Source organism: [Rhizobium] kunmingense (genome assembly GCF_977018605.1).
Genome location: NZ_CDRNXG010000001.1, coordinates 2,305,142 through 2,320,103 on the forward strand (window position 1 = coordinate 2,305,142; position 14,962 = coordinate 2,320,103).

17 protein-coding genes are annotated in these 14,962 nt (G+C 62.7%); 3 read left to right on the forward strand and 14 right to left on the reverse strand.

The features are described from left to right. Positions 1 to 32: 32 nt before the first annotated feature. The 11 genes from AC0JZ4_RS10940 to AC0JZ4_RS10990 form a co-directional block, all read right to left on the reverse strand. A complete protein-coding gene (locus tag AC0JZ4_RS10940; protein WP_471886403.1) occupies positions 33 to 1,166 on the reverse strand; it encodes an ABC transporter permease in 1,134 nt (377 codons plus the stop codon). Beyond that, positions 1,163 to 2,062 carry an ABC transporter permease gene (locus AC0JZ4_RS10945; RefSeq protein WP_471886404.1) on the reverse strand — a complete coding sequence of 300 codons (900 nt, stop codon included), beginning with the start codon at positions 2,060 to 2,062 and terminating at the stop codon, positions 1,163 to 1,165. The genes AC0JZ4_RS10940 and AC0JZ4_RS10945 overlap by 4 nt, the downstream gene beginning before the upstream one ends. Further along, complete coding sequence (locus tag AC0JZ4_RS10950) at positions 2,062 to 2,397, reverse strand: hypothetical protein (RefSeq protein WP_471886405.1); 336 nt, start codon at positions 2,395 to 2,397, stop codon at positions 2,062 to 2,064. The genes AC0JZ4_RS10945 and AC0JZ4_RS10950 overlap by 1 nt, the downstream gene beginning before the upstream one ends. Further along, the gene (locus AC0JZ4_RS10955) at positions 2,394 to 2,762 is read right to left on the reverse strand and encodes a hypothetical protein (RefSeq protein WP_471886406.1); all 369 of its coding nucleotides are present in this window, start codon (positions 2,760 to 2,762) and stop codon (positions 2,394 to 2,396) included. Before AC0JZ4_RS10955 ends, AC0JZ4_RS10950 begins: the two co-directional genes overlap by 4 nt. Positions 2,763 to 2,955: 193 nt before the next feature. Next, complete coding sequence (locus AC0JZ4_RS10960; protein WP_471886407.1) at positions 2,956 to 3,747, reverse strand: ABC transporter ATP-binding protein; 792 nt, start codon at positions 3,745 to 3,747, stop codon at positions 2,956 to 2,958. A 7-nt stretch (positions 3,748 to 3,754) separates the two neighbouring features. Next, positions 3,755 to 5,209: a dihydropyrimidinase gene (hydA, locus tag AC0JZ4_RS10965; RefSeq protein WP_471886408.1), complete on the reverse strand. Its 1,455-nt coding sequence runs from the start codon at positions 5,207 to 5,209 to the stop codon at positions 3,755 to 3,757. Between the two features lie 13 nt (positions 5,210 to 5,222). After that, entirely contained in the window at positions 5,223 to 5,585 is a 363-nt protein-coding gene (locus AC0JZ4_RS10970) for a type II toxin-antitoxin system PemK/MazF family toxin (protein WP_471886409.1), read from the reverse strand. After that, positions 5,582 to 5,794: an antitoxin MazE-like protein gene (locus AC0JZ4_RS10975; RefSeq protein WP_471886410.1), complete on the reverse strand. Its 213-nt coding sequence runs from the start codon at positions 5,792 to 5,794 to the stop codon at positions 5,582 to 5,584. Before AC0JZ4_RS10975 ends, AC0JZ4_RS10970 begins: the two co-directional genes overlap by 4 nt. A gap of 12 nt (positions 5,795 to 5,806) precedes the next feature. Further along, positions 5,807 to 5,935, reverse strand: a complete 129-nt coding sequence (locus AC0JZ4_RS10980) for a hypothetical protein (RefSeq protein ID WP_471886411.1) — start codon at positions 5,933 to 5,935, stop codon at positions 5,807 to 5,809. A gap of 66 nt (positions 5,936 to 6,001) precedes the next feature. Further along, a complete protein-coding gene (locus tag AC0JZ4_RS10985; RefSeq protein WP_471886412.1) occupies positions 6,002 to 6,205 on the reverse strand; it encodes a hypothetical protein in 204 nt (67 codons plus the stop codon). Between the two features lie 49 nt (positions 6,206 to 6,254). Beyond that, positions 6,255 to 7,508 carry a Zn-dependent hydrolase gene (locus tag AC0JZ4_RS10990; protein ID WP_471886413.1) on the reverse strand — a complete coding sequence of 418 codons (1,254 nt, stop codon included), beginning with the start codon at positions 7,506 to 7,508 and terminating at the stop codon, positions 6,255 to 6,257. Between the two features lie 258 nt (positions 7,509 to 7,766). Here AC0JZ4_RS10990 and AC0JZ4_RS10995 point away from each other — a divergent pair, with 258 nt between their 5' ends. Beyond that, entirely contained in the window at positions 7,767 to 8,405 is a 639-nt protein-coding gene (locus AC0JZ4_RS10995) for a TetR family transcriptional regulator C-terminal domain-containing protein (protein WP_471886414.1), read from the forward strand. Between the two features lie 306 nt (positions 8,406 to 8,711). On the opposite strand, the gene AC0JZ4_RS11000 is transcribed toward AC0JZ4_RS10995, so the two are convergent. Further along, a complete protein-coding gene (locus AC0JZ4_RS11000) occupies positions 8,712 to 9,746 on the reverse strand; it encodes a glutamine synthetase beta-grasp domain-containing protein (protein WP_471886415.1) in 1,035 nt (344 codons plus the stop codon). A 415-nt stretch (positions 9,747 to 10,161) separates the two neighbouring features. On the opposite strand from AC0JZ4_RS11000, the gene AC0JZ4_RS11005 reads away from it, so the two are divergent. Continuing rightward, positions 10,162 to 10,353 carry a DUF2735 domain-containing protein gene (locus AC0JZ4_RS11005; protein WP_471886416.1) on the forward strand — a complete coding sequence of 64 codons (192 nt, stop codon included), beginning with the start codon at positions 10,162 to 10,164 and terminating at the stop codon, positions 10,351 to 10,353. Positions 10,354 to 10,434: 81 nt separating this feature from the next. Here AC0JZ4_RS11005 and AC0JZ4_RS11010 read toward each other — a convergent pair whose 3' ends face one another. Further along, complete coding sequence (locus AC0JZ4_RS11010) at positions 10,435 to 11,469, reverse strand: YeiH family protein (RefSeq protein WP_471886417.1); 1,035 nt, start codon at positions 11,467 to 11,469, stop codon at positions 10,435 to 10,437. A gap of 114 nt (positions 11,470 to 11,583) precedes the next feature. Between AC0JZ4_RS11010 and AC0JZ4_RS11015 the strand changes: the two genes are divergently transcribed. Further along, positions 11,584 to 12,465 (forward strand): LysR substrate-binding domain-containing protein, encoded by an 882-nt coding sequence (locus AC0JZ4_RS11015; RefSeq protein WP_471886418.1) that lies wholly within the window; start codon positions 11,584 to 11,586, stop codon positions 12,463 to 12,465. Between the two features lie 313 nt (positions 12,466 to 12,778). On the opposite strand, the gene AC0JZ4_RS11020 is transcribed toward AC0JZ4_RS11015, so the two are convergent. Then, on the reverse strand, positions 12,779 to 14,692 hold the full coding sequence (locus tag AC0JZ4_RS11020; protein ID WP_471886419.1) for a methyl-accepting chemotaxis protein: 1,914 nt from the start codon (positions 14,690 to 14,692) through the stop codon (positions 12,779 to 12,781). Positions 14,693 to 14,962 lie beyond the last annotated feature (270 nt).

Here is a 14,962-nt window from a genome sequence, read left to right on the forward strand (position 1 = left end):
GTTTACGATGTTACGCGGGCGGTTCGTTGCGTCTAACCCCCACGGTTAGACGGATGCCAGAATGTCGTTGCGCGTTCCGCGAGCGCCACCACACCATAAAAGATCGATCCGACCAGCGCTGCAACCGCGATTTCGGCCCAGACCATGTCGACATTCATGCGGCCTATCTCGGTCGATATGCGGAAACCCATGCCAACGATGGGCGTACCGAAGAATTCCGCCACGATCGCGCCGATCAGCGCCAAAGTCGAGTTGATCTTCAGCGCGTTGAAGATGAAGGGCATGGCGGCGGGCAGGCGCAGCTTGATCAGCGTCTGCCGGTAATCCGACGCGTAGGAGCGCATCAGGTCGCGTTCCATGGCGCCGGCGGCGGACAGGCCGGCAATCGTGTTCACCAGCATGGGAAAGAAGGTCATGATGGTGACGACGGCGGCCTTGGACTGCCAGTCGAAGCCGAACCACATGACCATGACCGGGGCGACGCCGATGATGGGGAGCGCCGACATGAGATTGGCGATCGGCAGCAGGCCGCGGCGGAAGAAGTCGATGCGATCCGCCAGGATGGCGGTGGCAAAGCCCAGGACGCTGCCGAGAATATATCCGGCGAGCACGGCTTTCAGCACCGTCTGCTGCACATCTGCCAAGAGGGTGGGGATTGAGACGGCGATGCGTGCGCCGATGGCGGATGGCGGCGGCAAAAGGATGAAGGGCACGCCGAAGCCGCGGGTGAGTGCTTCCCAGAGGATCAATATCCAGACGCCGAAGATGGCCGGGATGAGGAGGCGCAGCAGCGCATCTGCGAGCGACGATTTCGGGCGGAGCGCGGAGAGAAGGCTGACGCAGCGCCAGGCGAGCAGCCAGTTGGCGGCGACCAGCAGGACGAAGCCGGTTGCGGCGGCGCCCTCGTTGCCGGTGAGCCTTGCGATCATCAGACCGGTTGCCAGATGACAGCAGATAAAGAGCGTTGCCGCGAGGAAGAGGCCGGGGAGCGGCAGGAGCGAGACGATCGCCGCGCCGATGGTGAGCGTGAAGACGGAAAACGTTCGCATCAGGCTGAAGGGGATCGGCGCATCCGGCTGGAGCGGCGGCAGGATGGCAAGGGCTGCGAGCGCGAGCGCGAGGGCGACGACGCTTTGCCAGGCGCGCATGAGCGTGGTGGCGGTCATGCCGCGCTCCTTTCCGGTTTCGCACCCATTGCCCGCTCCGTCAGCCTGCCGAGGGCGGCGACGATGGCGACCAGCAATGCGGCCAAAACCGAGCCGGCGACGAGGGCGGCCCAGATGTCGATCGTCTGGCTGTAATAGGCGCCGGCGAGCAGTTTCGAGCCGATGCCGGCGACGGCGCCGGTCGGCAATTCGCCGACGATGGCGCCGACGAGGCTGGCTGCGACCGCAACCTTCATCGAGGCAAACAGGAAGGGGACGGAGGCGGGGGCGCGCAGCTTGAAGAAGGTTTGCGCGGCGCTGGCATGATAGGTGCGCATCAGATCGAGCTGGATGAGTTCGGGCGAGCGCAGGCCCTTCACCATGCCGACGGCAACGGGGAAGAAGGAGAGATAGGTGGAGATCAGCGCCTTGGGCAGAAGCCCGCTGACGCCGATGGCGCCGAGCACGACGATGACCATCGGGGCGATGGCGAGGATCGGCACCATCTGCGAGGCGATGATCCACGGCATGAGGCTGCGCTCCAGCGCCTTCACATGGACGATGCCGATGGCGATCAGGATGCCGAGCACGGTGCCGAGCGAGAAGCCGACCAGCGTCGAGGAGAGCGTGACCCAGGCGTGATAGACGAGGCTGCGGTTGGAGGTGACGCGGCGCAGGAGCGTGTTCTCGTAGACATTTTGCGCGACCTGATGCGGCGCCGGCAGGATCGGCTTCGGCTGCGACATGGTTTTCGCGAAGAATTCCGACGCCGTGGAGGTGACGTTGGCGCGGCGGTCGAGATCGCGCTGGAAGGGCGCGTTCATCAGGTGGGCGCCAACATACCAGAGGGCGAGAATGGCGGCGAGGATGGTGGCGACGGGGAGGATGCGGTGGCGCAGTAAGGTTTCCTTGTGCATCAGCTTTTCGCTCCGACCGGAAACAGCATCAGCACCATGGCCGCGAGGCCGAGGCCGACGCCGGCCAGCTGCGTTGCGGTGAGGCGTTCGCCGAAGACGGCGAAGGCGATGACGTTGATAAGCAGAAGCTGGGCTATGGCGGAAACCGAAATGGCGAGCCCCAGCCCGCCCTCGCGCATCAGCTTCACCATCATCAGATTGCCGACGCAGTAGAGCGCCAGCGACAACAGTAGCAGGAGCATGTTGCTGGTAGAGATATAGGCGCGCGAGGCGGTGGCCGCGGCAAGGAAGACGGCCATCGCGGCGGTAAGCCAGAAGAGGAAGGCCGGGTTCATCGAGCCGTTTCCTTGCGAAAAAATGGCGAGACGAGCTGCTCGATCGTGATGAAGACGTGGTCGGGTCCGCCGAGAACCTGGAAATTTTCGAACCTTGGAATGGTAAAACCTTCGGCAGGCATGAACGCATGGCGTTTCAGGTCATGCTTTCGGCCAAGGTCCGATTCGCGGCGGAAACAGGCACCCGATGGGCGAAGGTCGTGCAGCATGTTCCACATGGCGGCTTCGGCTTTGGTGAGTTGACGATGCAGGCGTTTTGCGCGGGTGCGGGTTATTGCATCGATGTTGGAATGCGGCATGTTCATTCCTCTCGATAAGTAAGTCGTTTTTCTATCCCGGCGCGCCCGCGGGGGAGCGGCTGACAAGAAGGTCGCCTCCCGATCGACCGGGATCGAGCCATGGGTCTCGATCCGTCCTTGCGAACCTCCACAAGGGGGAGGGCATGACCCAGCATCGCCGCTGCTGCTCAATCGAGGCAGGCGATGGCGGCAAGTCATCTCCCCCGTTTTGGGGGAGATGACCGGCAGGCCGGAGGGGGATTTTCCTGCTATTGCGGACCTATTCCTCATAGCTATGCCCCGCCCGCAGACCTTCCCGTACCCGATGCGCGATCGCGAGGAATTCCGGGGTTTCGCGGATTTCCAGCGGACGTTCGCGGGGAAGGGTGGAGGTGATGATGTCCGTCACCCGGCCGGGGCGAGGGGACATGACGACGATTTTCGTCGAGAGGTAGACGGCTTCCGGAATGGAGTGGGTGACGAAGCAGATGGTTTTCTGGGTGCGGCCCCAGAGTTTCAGGAGCTGCTCGTTCAGGTGGTCGCGGACGATCTCGTCGAGTGCGCCGAAGGGTTCGTCCATCAGAAGAAGATCGGCATCGAAGGCGAGGGCGCGGGCGATCGAGGCGCGTTGCTGCATGCCGCCGGACAGCTGCCACGGGTATTTCTTGCCGAAGCCCGCAAGGTTGACGAGATCGAGGGTGCGCTCGATACGGGCTTTCTTTTCGGCCGCCGAATAGTTCATGATTTCGAGCGGCAGGGCGATGTTATTTTCGATCGTGCGCCATGGATAGAGCGCCGGCGCCTGGAAGACATAGCCGTAGGAGCGCGCCTTGCGCGCCTCTTCCGGCGTCATGCCGTTGACGGTGATCTCTCCCGACGTGGCGCTTTCGAGATCGGCGATGACGCGCAGAAAGGTCGTCTTGCCGCAGCCGGACGGGCCGATGAAGGAGACGAAATCGCCTTTTTTTACCTCGAGATCGACATTCGACAGAGCATGGACCGGGCCGTCATTGGTCTCGAAGGTAAGGCCGAGATTGCGGGCGGAGACAACGGAGAAGGGCATATCGGTCATCTTGGATTTACACACCGCTTGCCGGGATGCCGGTGCGTTCGACCTTTCTCGGGGCGGTCAGTTCCTTCCAGGTGGAGAGCGCCCTGTTGACGGCGGGGAAGGGTTCTCGGGCGACGAACTGGCCGTGGCCTTCGCGGCTTTTCAGCGTGCCGTCCTCGACGGCGACGACGCCTCTGGTCAGCGTGTAGCGCGGCAGGCCGTTGACTTCGCGGCCCTCGAAGACGTTGTAATCGATTGCCGACTGCTGGGTTTTGGCCGCGATGGTCTTCGATTTCTTCGGGTCGAGGACGACGATATCGGCATCGGCACCCACCAGGATCGCCCCCTTTCTCGGGTAGAGGTTGAGGATCTTGGCGATGTTGGTGGAGGTGACGGCGACGAATTCGTTCATGGTGATGCGGCCGGTTTCAACGCCGTGGGTCCAGAGCATGGGCAGGCGGTCTTCAAGGCCGCCGGTGCCGTTGGGGATCTTGCGGAAATCGCCCAGGCCCGTGCGCTTCTGGGCGGTGGTGAAGGCGCAGTGATCCGTTGCCACGACCTGCAGCGAGCCGGAGGCGAGGCCGGCCCAGAGACTGTCCTGATGCTGCCTGTTGCGGAAGGGGGGCGACATGACGCGACGGGCCGAATGATCCCAGTCCTTGTCGAAATACTCGCTTTCATCGAGCGTCAGGTGCTGGATCAGCGGTTCGCCATAGACGCGCATGCCGTTCTGCCGCGCCCTGCGGATCGCCTCATGCGCCTGTTCGCAGGATGTGTGGACGACATAGAGCGGCACGCCCGCCATGTCGGCGATGATGATTGCGCGGTTGGTGGCCTCGCCCTCGACTTCGGCGGGGCGCGAATAGGCGTGCGCTTCGGGTCCGTCATTACCCTCATCCATCAGCTTCTGCTGCATGGCGGCGACGATATCGCCGTTTTCGGCATGGACGAGGGGCAGCGCGCCCAGTTCGGCGCAGCGGGAGAAGGACGCGAACATCTCGTCGTCATTGACCATCAGCGCGCCCTTGTAGGCCATGAAATGCTTGAACGTGTTGATGCCGTGATTGCGCACGACGGCCTTCATCTCGTTGAACACCTGTTCACCCCACCAGGTGATCGCCATGTGGAAGGAATAGTCGCAATGGGCGCGGGTGGCCTTGTTGTCCCAGCGTTTGAGCGCATCGAGCAGCGACTGGCCGGGATCAGGCAGGCAGAAATCGACGACCATGGTGGTGCCGCCGGCAAGGGCGGCACGGGTGCCGCTATCGAAATCGTCCGCCGAATAGGTGCCCATGAAGGGCATTTCGAGATGCACATGCGGATCGATGCCGCCGGGCATGACGTAACAGCCGGTCGCATCGAGAACCGTTTCGGCCGACAGGTTCGGGCCGATCTCGACGATCTTTCCGCCGTCGATCTTCACATCGGCGGCGTAGGTTAGGTCGGCGGTTACGATGGTTCCGTTTCTGATGACCGTGGCCATGGTGTTCCCCTTTTTATCTGGTCCTCGTTATCGGCATGACGGCCTGGCGGAGGCCGGTAATGGTGATGATGGCTGCATCGAGCATCAGCATCTCGTCGTCATCTAGGTGGCCTATCACCTCGGCGATTGCCGATTTCCGCAGGTGGGTGATCTTGTCGACCATGATTTGCGAGACGGCGTTCAGGCCGTTTGCGGCGGTTGGCTGGATGGTCGGGCGGAACGCGGGCGAATTGGCAAGAAATGTGGTCAGCGGGCAAAGAACAAGCGTGACGTGGTCGGCGATGAACTCGTCGGCGTGGACGATGACGGCCGGCCTGGGCTTGCCGAGGTCTCCGTGAAACGCGGCCGTTACCATGTCGCCTCGTGTCAGTTTCACGGCTTGTCCCAATCCTCGGCAGCGCCCGGATCGACGAGTTCGTCGAGGCCTGCCTGACGGTCGGCCTCGACGGAGGCGCGCGCCTGGCGGGCGGCATCCTGCCTGTAGGCTTGGCTCTCGACGTCAGGCACCCAGATCTCGACAGGGCGGTAGCCGCGGCGGATGAGATCTTCGCGTTCCTCCTTCGACAGCTGCGTGGGACGTCCCATGGGGCACTCCTGTTAACGGAAATTGCTGCTCGATATTACTTCAGGATCGCGTCCGGCGATCTTCACGTCTTCATTGTCTCCCGGTTCGGCGGCAAGGGTGGGGCCGGTGCCGATCGATGTGTGGTCGTGCCCGTAGCCCATGCCGCATCATTCACCCAAGGCTGGAGGCCTTAGGGGCTGGATCGTCTTCGTTCGTGTGGTCTTGTCTCAAGCTTCTGCGAGTTCGAGGCGTTTTTCGATGCGCAGGACACGCTCGTCCATCCGGTCGAGCCTTGTGGAGATGATGGCGTACTGATGCTCAAGGGCACCGATGCGCTTTTTGACCTCCTGCATGTCGTCCGACAAACGGTCGAGCGTCGCACGAATGGCGCGAAGATGTTCGAGGACGAGATTTTCCGTTGCTGGCGACATTGGCCATGCTCCACCGGGGCGATCGGCTTCAAGTATAGCGGGTGCATTGTCACTCCACAATCTCCGCGGTCTCGACCACGGCATGGAAGAGCACGTCGCAGCCGGCGGCAGCCCAGTCTTTGGAAATCTCCTCGGCCTCGTTGTGCGAGAGGCCGTCGACGCAGGGGCAGAAGATCATCGTGGCGGGGGCGACTTTTGCCGCCCAGCAGGCGTCGTGGCCGGCGCCGGAGACGATATCCCTGTGGCTGTAACCGAGGCGGTCTGCGGCATCGCGGACGCGGCCGACAAGCGTCGGGTCGAAGGTGATCGGGTCGAAATGGCCGACCGCTTCGACTTCGCAGCCGACGCCGAGTTTTTCGCAGACATCCTTTGCGCCGGCCTCGATCTTGGCGCGCATGCGGTCGAGCTTGTCCTGGGAGGGCGTGCGCATGTCGACGGTGAAGACGACCTTGCCGGGCAGCACATTGCGGGAATTGGGGGTGAAGAAGGCCTGGCCGACGCCGGCGACGGCATCCGGCTGCTCGGCCATCGCCACGTCCTGAACGACTTCGAGGATGCGGCCCATGGCAAGGCCGACATTGACGCGGCGGCTCATGGGGGTGGAGCCGGTATGGGCTTCCTTGCCGGTGAGGGTGAATTCCAGCCACCAGAGGCCCTGGCAATGGGTGACGACGCCGATCTGCTTTTCCTCGGCCTCGAGGATCGGCCCCTGCTCGATGTGGTATTCGAAATAGGCGTGCATCTTTCTTGCGCCGACCTCTTCCTCGCCCAGCCAGCCGATGCGCTTCAGCTCGTCGCCATAGGTCTTGCCGTCCGGGTCCTTGCGGCCATAGGCATAATCCAGCGAATGGATGCCGGCGAAGACGCCGGAGGCCAGCATGGCGGGGGCAAAGCGCGCGCCTTCCTCATTCGCCCAGTTGGTGACGACGATCGGGTGTTTCGTCCTGATGCCGAGATCGTTCATCGATCGGACGACTTCCAGCCCCGCCAGAACGCCGAGCACGCCGTCGAACTTGCCGCCGGTCGGCTGGGTGTCGAGATGGGAGCCGATATAGACGGGAAGCGCATCCGGATCGGTGCCGGGCCTCGTCGCAAACATCGTGCCCATCCGGTCGACGCCCACCGTCATGCCGGCGTCCTCGCACCAGCGCTTGAAGAGATGGCGGCCCTCGCCATCCTCGTCGGTCAGCGTCTGGCGGTTGTTGCCGCCGGCAATGCCGGGGCCGATCTTCGCCATGTCCATGAGCATGTCCCACAAACGGTCGCCATTGACGCGCAAGTTCTCGCCCGGTGCTGCAAGCATCGTCATCATCCTTCATGCTAGTGTACTGCCGGTTGGCCGGCAGCATGCCTGTCGTTCCCATGGTCTCGTCCGCAGGCTCCAAGGCGTGGTGCGCCCCGCTGCGGAAGATCGGCATTGCGTTTGTTATGCTTGTCGCCGATAATTTGACCTCTTGGTAAAAGCTTACAATTTCCGCCGCGTCACTCAAGCTGAAAATCGTTGCGGGCGGCGTTGTTTTCAGGTTTTTAGCCGGCAGGTTCAGGCGAGGTGTGAGGGCGCATGGCGATCCCGAGGGCTGCGAAGACGCAGCGGCGAACGCGGATACAGGAAGAGAAGGAAGAGCGCATCCTCGAGGCGGCGCTCGACGTGTTTTCCGCCAGCGGTTTCCGTGGTTCGACGATCGACCAGATTGCCGATGCGGCGGGGATGTCGAAGCCCAACCTGCTCTATTATTTTCGCACCAAGGAGGCAGTCCACCGGCAGTTGATCGACCGGGTCCTGACGACATGGCTGGAGCCGTTGCAGGCCTTCGATGCGGCGGGGAACCCGGAAGCGGAGATCCGCTCCTATATTCGTCGCAAGCTGGAAATGGCGCGGGATTTCCCGCGCGAAAGCCGGCTGTTCGCCAACGAGATCCTGCAGGGTGCGCCGCATATCGAGGACGAGCTGAAGGGGCCTTTGAAGGCGCTGGTCGACGAGAAGGCGCAGGTCATCCGGGCTTGGTCTCGCGCCGGCAAGATCGGCAAATGCGATCCCTATCACCTGATCTTCTCGATCTGGGCGACGACGCAGCATTATGCCGATTTCGATGTACAGGTGCGGGCGGTGCTGGGGCAGGACCAAGCCGGCGAGGGACGGTTCGAAGACGCCGCACGGCACCTGGAGCAGCTGTTCATGGATGGGCTCAGGGCACGGTAGGCATGTGCACAGTCATGGGACATGGAGACAAGGCCGATCCCCTCACTTGCGATTTCCAACACTTAGCCTTCGGCTAAGATGTTGAAATCGCTTTCTCTCCTGCAAGGGGAGAGATGCCCGTGCCGCACCCGCGATGCTCTACCTCTCCTCTTGTGGAAGAGGATGCAAACTCAGCATCCTAGCGTCAGCCAAGCGCCAGATTTTGTTGGTGAGGGAATTTTTCGGGTGCAATCCATCAATCCACCCCACAAACGAAAAACGCCGGCTTGAAGCCGGCGTTTCCGTTTATCCTTGGGAGGACTTTGATCAGGCAGCAGCCGACTTTGCAGTCGGGACTTCCGAGATCGTCTTCAGAACCTGGGAAGCGATCTGGTAGGGGCAGCCCTGCGAGTTCGGACGACGGTCTTCGAGGTAACCCTTGTAGCCGTTGTTGACGAAGGAGTGCGGGACGCGGATCGACGCGCCACGGTCAGCAACGCCGTAGGAGAACTCGTTCCACGGAGCCGTTTCGTGCTTGCCGGTCAGACGCAGGTGGTTGTCCGGGCCGTAAACGTCGATGTGAGCCTGCAGGTTGGTCTTGAACTGCGCCATGAGCGCTTCAAAATATTCCTTGCCGCCAACTTCGCGCATGTACTTGGTCGAGAAGTTGCAGTGCATGCCCGAGCCGTTCCAGTCGGTGTCGCCGAGCGGCTTGCAGTGGAATTCGACGTCGATGCCGTACTGTTCGCAAAGGCGGAGCAGGAGGTAACGTGCCATCCAGATCTGGTCGGCGGCGCGCTTGGAGCCCTTGCCGAAGATCTGGAATTCCCACTGGCCCTTGGCCACTTCGGCGTTGATGCCTTCGTGGTTGATGCCGGCTTCGAGGCACAGGTCGAGGTGCTCTTCAACGATTTCGCGAGCAACCGAACCGACGTTCTTGTAGCCGACGCCGGTGTAGTACGGACCCTGCGGAGCCGGATAACCCTGTTCCGGGAAGCCGAGCGGGCGGCCGTCCTGGTAAAAGAAGTATTCCTGCTCGAAGCCGAACCATGCATCTTCGTCGTCGAGGATGGTTGCGCGGCTGTTGGACGAGTGCGGCGTGACGCCATCCGGCATCATGACTTCGCACATGACGAGCGCGCCGTTGGTGCGGGCCGGATCCGGATAGATCGCAACCGGCTTCAGAACGCAGTCGGACGAACGGCCTTCAGCCTGCATGGTCGACGAACCGTCGAAGCCCCAGAGCGGCAGCTGCTCGAGCGTCGGGAATGCGTCGAATTCCTTGATCTGCGTCTTGCCGCGCAGGTTCGGAACTGGGGTGTAACCGTCGAGCCAGATGTACTCGAGCTTATACTTGGTCATGTTTTATCTCTCAGGCCGTGGTGTTCATGGTTGAGTTATCCTGGAAGGGGCCGAAACCAGCCATCCTCCGGGCTTGATCAGAAGAATGCACGCGGCGTGCCAGTTTGCGCGCGACGACCCGGCTGCGGGCGAAAAAAATAATGAGAGTGTGCGTGTGCGCCGCGGTGCGCATGATGTTTCGGCATCAAAGCGCTTGAATCTGCTGGCTTAAGCCGGATCGAAGGAAATGCCTCAAAACTTGCTGCATGCCTTCGGATTGGGCCGGCTTCACGCAGTGTGGCGCATTGCAATCGTAATTGCCTACAATCTCCACTGGTGGGTAGGATATAAATGATGTAAAATGCGTCATTGAGATTAAAAAATGTGCATATTTGCCAGTGTGCTCATTTGGTGATGAACAAAAGGAGGCGATCGGATGAGAGGAATCCATCGTGAAACGGCGCAAATCTTTCAGTTTCCGCTTTTGCAGCGACGTCGGCTGGAAAATGGCCTGACGGCGCCGATCGTGTCGGTCGAGCCGATGCTTTCGGTAATCGATACGTGCTGGTATCATAGCGATGCCGTGCGGGATGAGGAAGCGGTGCAGCCGCAGCCGAAGCCCTGCTGATTTCGTCCGCGAGGGCGCGGCTCCGAGGAGGGGCCGGCCTGTCGCGTTTTGGCGCGCCCAGGGTGCGCCGCCTCCGGTCGCTCAGAATCCGGTGATCTTCAGCATCGCGTAGCCCAAGGCGGCGATGAACAGCCAGCCGAATGCGCCGAGCGCCAGTGGCCTCCAGCCTTGCGCCCTCAACCTTCCCATATTGGCCTGCAGGCCCATGGCGGCGAGCGCCATGGCGAGCAGGAAATTCGTCAGCGTGACGATGACGGCGGTCGCCTGTTCGGGGATGGCGACGGCGCTGTTGACGAGCATCAGGGCGATGAAGCCGAGGACGAACCACGGGACGACCGTGGACCGTCTTTCCGATCCGCCCGATCCGGCGGGCGTTGAACGCACAGCGAGCGCCAGCGCCATGACGACGGGGGCCAGCAGGACGACGCGGGCAAGTTTCGAAATGGTGCCGAACTGGCCGGCGATATCGCCGCCCTGGAATGCGGCGGCCACGACCTGGCCGACTTCATGGATCGTCACGCCCGTCCACAGACCGTAGGCGCGCGGATCGAGACTGAGGGGGGCGGCGAGCATCGGGTAGGCCAGCATGGACAAGGTGCCGAACAGGGTAACGCAGGCGACCGCATAGGCGACGTGCTCGTCCTTTGCCTTGACCACCGTGTTGGCGGCGATGACCGCCGATGCGCCGCAGACGGACGTGCCGGCGGCGATCAGATCGGTCAGTTGCGCGTCGACGCCGAGCGTGCGGCCTACGATGCGGATGGCGACGAAGGTGGCGGCCAGCGTGACCGCGACGATGACGAGCGCCGATGTGCCGAGCGAGAGGATCTGCGTCAGCGTTACCTGCATGCCGAGCAGGATGATGCCGCCGCGCAGCACCGGTTTGAGCGAGAAGGCGATGCCGGCTTCCGTCGCCTGCGAGACTTTGAAGATATTGCGGGCCAGCATGCCGAGGACGATCGACAGGATGAGGGGGCTGAGCGCCGTTATGCCGGCCACCTGGCGGATCGTCAGTGCCATGGCGGCAATGGCGGCGGTGAGCGCCAGGCCCGGACAGAGGCGGAGAACAAGCGACCGCGTCGGGTGTATGCGTTCCAGCTCGCTGACGATCGACATGCGGATATTTCCAAGAGTGGTGATGTTTTTCGAACGGCATTCTCCGATTTGAAAAAGAATAAATCCAATTGATAAGTCTTGTGATATCGTTCGATAAAATCGAATGGTGATGTCGTGACGCTTGAGCAATTGCGGATTTTTCTTGAAGTGGCGCGGCTGGAGCATGTGACGCGGGCGGCCGAGGCGCTCAATCTGACGCAGTCGGCGGTGAGCGCCGCCGTTTCGACGCTGGAGGCGCGGCATCAGGTCATTCTGTTCGATCGCGTCGGTCGGAGGATCGCGCTGACGGAGGCGGGCCGCCTGTTTGCCGAGGAGGCGCGGGGCGTGCTGGAACGGGCGCGGGCGGCGGAACTGGCTCTTGCCGATCTCGGCGGCTCGGCGTCGGGCGTGTTGCGCATCCATGCCAGCCAGACGGTGGCAAGCTACTGGCTGCCGTCGCGGCTGGTCACCTATCACGAGCGATTCCCACGCGTCGACCTGCGGCTGAAGGTCGGCAATACGCAGAGCGCCGCCGAGGCGGTGCTTTCGGGGGCGGCGGATATTGCGGTCGTCGAAGGCGAGGTGCCGATGACCGCGCTTCACCGGCAACCGGTGGCGGAGGACCGGCTGGTGCTGGTGGTGGGGCGGCGGCATCGCTGGGCGGATGGGCGGCCGTTGCTGCCGGACGATCTGCTGGAGACCTCATGGATCATGCGCGAGACGGGATCGGGCACACGCGCAGCCTTCGAGGCGCATCTTTCGGGGCTCGGGATCGATCCGCAGGCGCTGTCGGTCGTGCTCGAAATGCCGTCCAACGAGGCTGCGATCGCGGCCGTCGAGGCAGGGCTTTTCGCCACCGTGCTTTCCAGCCGGGCGACGGAGTTTCACTCGCTGGCCGGGGCGCTGCATGTGGCCAATTTCGTCATGCCGACGCGGGCGTTCTCGACGCTGCATCACGGCGAGCGGCATGTGACACGGGCGCTGAGGGCGATGCTGGATTTGCTCGGCGAGGGGTGAGAGGCGGTATTTGGTGCAAGTGTCCCGTTGGCTTGCAAAGAGGACGGCATAGGCCGTTCTCCCCGCTTGCGGAGAGAGTATCCGGCAGGCGGATGAGGGGCTGACACAGACGCCGAGTTCGACGCTGCCCCTTATCCCCTCGCTTCGCTCCGGACCTTCTCCCCGCGGGCGGGGAGAAGGGGCAAGCCGATGGCTCTCAGGTCTATGGGCGATTGCCCCATCGCATGCAGAGTGCCTTCGGGAGCTTGCGTTCCAAAAGGAAAAGCCCGGACGCATCGCATCCGGGCCTTCGACGTCATGCAGCGCGATCCGATCAGGCGGCGTGGCGCAGGCGGCGGGCCATTGAGCCGAGATCCGATCCGTCGTCGAGCTTGAAGTTCTGCAGGATCGACTGCAGCTGGCGGCTTTCCTCGGCGAGCGTTTCGCTGGCGGCCGTGGTTTCTTCCACCATGGCGGCGTTCTTCTGGGTCATCTGGTCCATGTGGTTGACCGAGGAGTTGATCTCAGCCAGCGCGGTCGCCTGTTCGCGGGCGGCTGTGGCGATCGATTCAACATGCTCGTTGACCCGGTTGACGAGGCCTTCGATTTCGACCAGCGCCTCGCCGGTGGAGCGCACGAGCGTGACGCCGCCCGAGACTTCCGAGGCGGACGCGCTGATCAGCGTCTTGATCTCCTTGGCGGCATTGGCCGAACGCTGCGCCAGCTCGCGGACTTCCTGGGCGACGACGGCGAAGCCGCGGCCGGCTTCACCGGCACGGGCCGCCTCGACGCCGGCATTCAGCGCCAGAAGGTTCGTCTGGAAGGCGATCTCGTCGATGACGCCGATGATCTGGTTGATCTTGGCCGATGAGCCTTCGATGCGGCCCATGGCGTTGACGGCGGAGCGAACGATATCGCCCGACTTGGCAGCACTTTCCTTGGTCGCGTGCACCATGTCGCGGGCTTCCGAGGCGCGCGAGGAGGCGGCGCGGACGGTGGCGGTGATCTCGTCGAGGGCGGCGGCCGTTTCTTCCAGCGCTGCTGCCTGCTGTTCGGTGCGCTTGGAGAGGTCGTTCGCGGCCGACGAGAGTTCGGCCGAGTTGTTGTTGATCGTCGCTGCGGCGCCGCGGACATTGTTCATCGTGCCGCGCAGGCGCACCATCGTCGTGTTGACGTTGGCCTGCAGCTCGGCGAAGGCGCCCTGGAACTGGCCGTTCATGCTTTCCGTCAGATCGGCATCGGCCAGCGCTGCGATGACGCGGCGGACCTCCGAGACGGCGTCGTCGACGCTTGCGACCAGTTCGTTGACGCCGGCGGCGAAGCGGTTGAGGTCTTCGTTGTCGTAGTCCTTCGCGATCCGGCCGGAGAAATCGCCGGCGACGGCCGAGGCGACGACGGTCGAGATGCTCGACTGCAGGTCGCTGCTGCTGCGGTGGAGGGCCTCTTCCTGCGCCTTCAATTCATCCATGGCGAGCGCATTGGTGCGGAAGACCTCGACCGCGCGGGCCATTTCGCCGATCTCGTCGCGGCGCTTCGTGTCTATGCCGAGGTCGTTGACTTCGCCATCGGCGAGACGGTTCATCGCTTCGGTCAGGTCGCGGATCGGGCGGACGATGCCGCGGCGGGCGACCGTCAGGCCGATACCGGCGCCGATGATGATGAAGACGGCCGCCGAGATCGCCGAGATCAGCATGGCGGTGGTCGATGAGGCGACGGCTTCGGCGCGGGCGGAGGCCAGCTCGGTGCCGGAATAGGTGCTGTAGACCTTGACCGTATCGGTGACCGTCTTCTGGCCGGCAAGCGCTGTCTTCAGCGCTGCGGAAATCGCGGCTGTGTCTGCCGGGTTTCTCGCGGCGACATCGACCATGGCGCGGATTGAACCGAAATAGCTGTCGAGTGCGCCACGGACCGCCTTCAGCTGTTCCGTTTCGGTCGCATCGGCGGTGGATTCGATTTTCGGCAGGCGGGCGAGCATTTCAGACGAGCGCTTGTCGGTTTCGGCGCGGAAATCCTGCGCGCGCTGCGGCTCCGCGGCCAGCTGGTAGGTCATGCGGCTGATGGCGATGATGTCGACGCGCAGGTCCATCGCCTCGCGGGCGACTTCCTCGCGGGCACCGACCGAGGTCATGGCCTGTTGCAGTCCATAGAGGCCGCTTGCCGCGATCCCTGCGATGATTATTGAAGAAAGGCCCATCACTGCGGTCACAAGACCGAGTTTCTTCGAAATGGCCATATCTCGAAATGCCATAGTGTACACCACCTAGTTTCCCAACACCTGGCTCGTGGCGCGTCTTGAACAGGCGCGTCAGGATGCCGCACTAAGTTATTGCCATGGCTAAGCTAATTGCTGGTTAAAATGGTGTCTTTACTTGTCGGCAGGGCCTTGTCGTCGATGTTTGCCGATCAATATTTGCACAGCTGAGCAAAAGCTCACAACAGGCCGCGCTAAAATTCTTTTGTTGCCCGAGGCTTCGCTACTATCGGGCGAAAGGTGCGGAATTTATGCTGCAATGCAGCA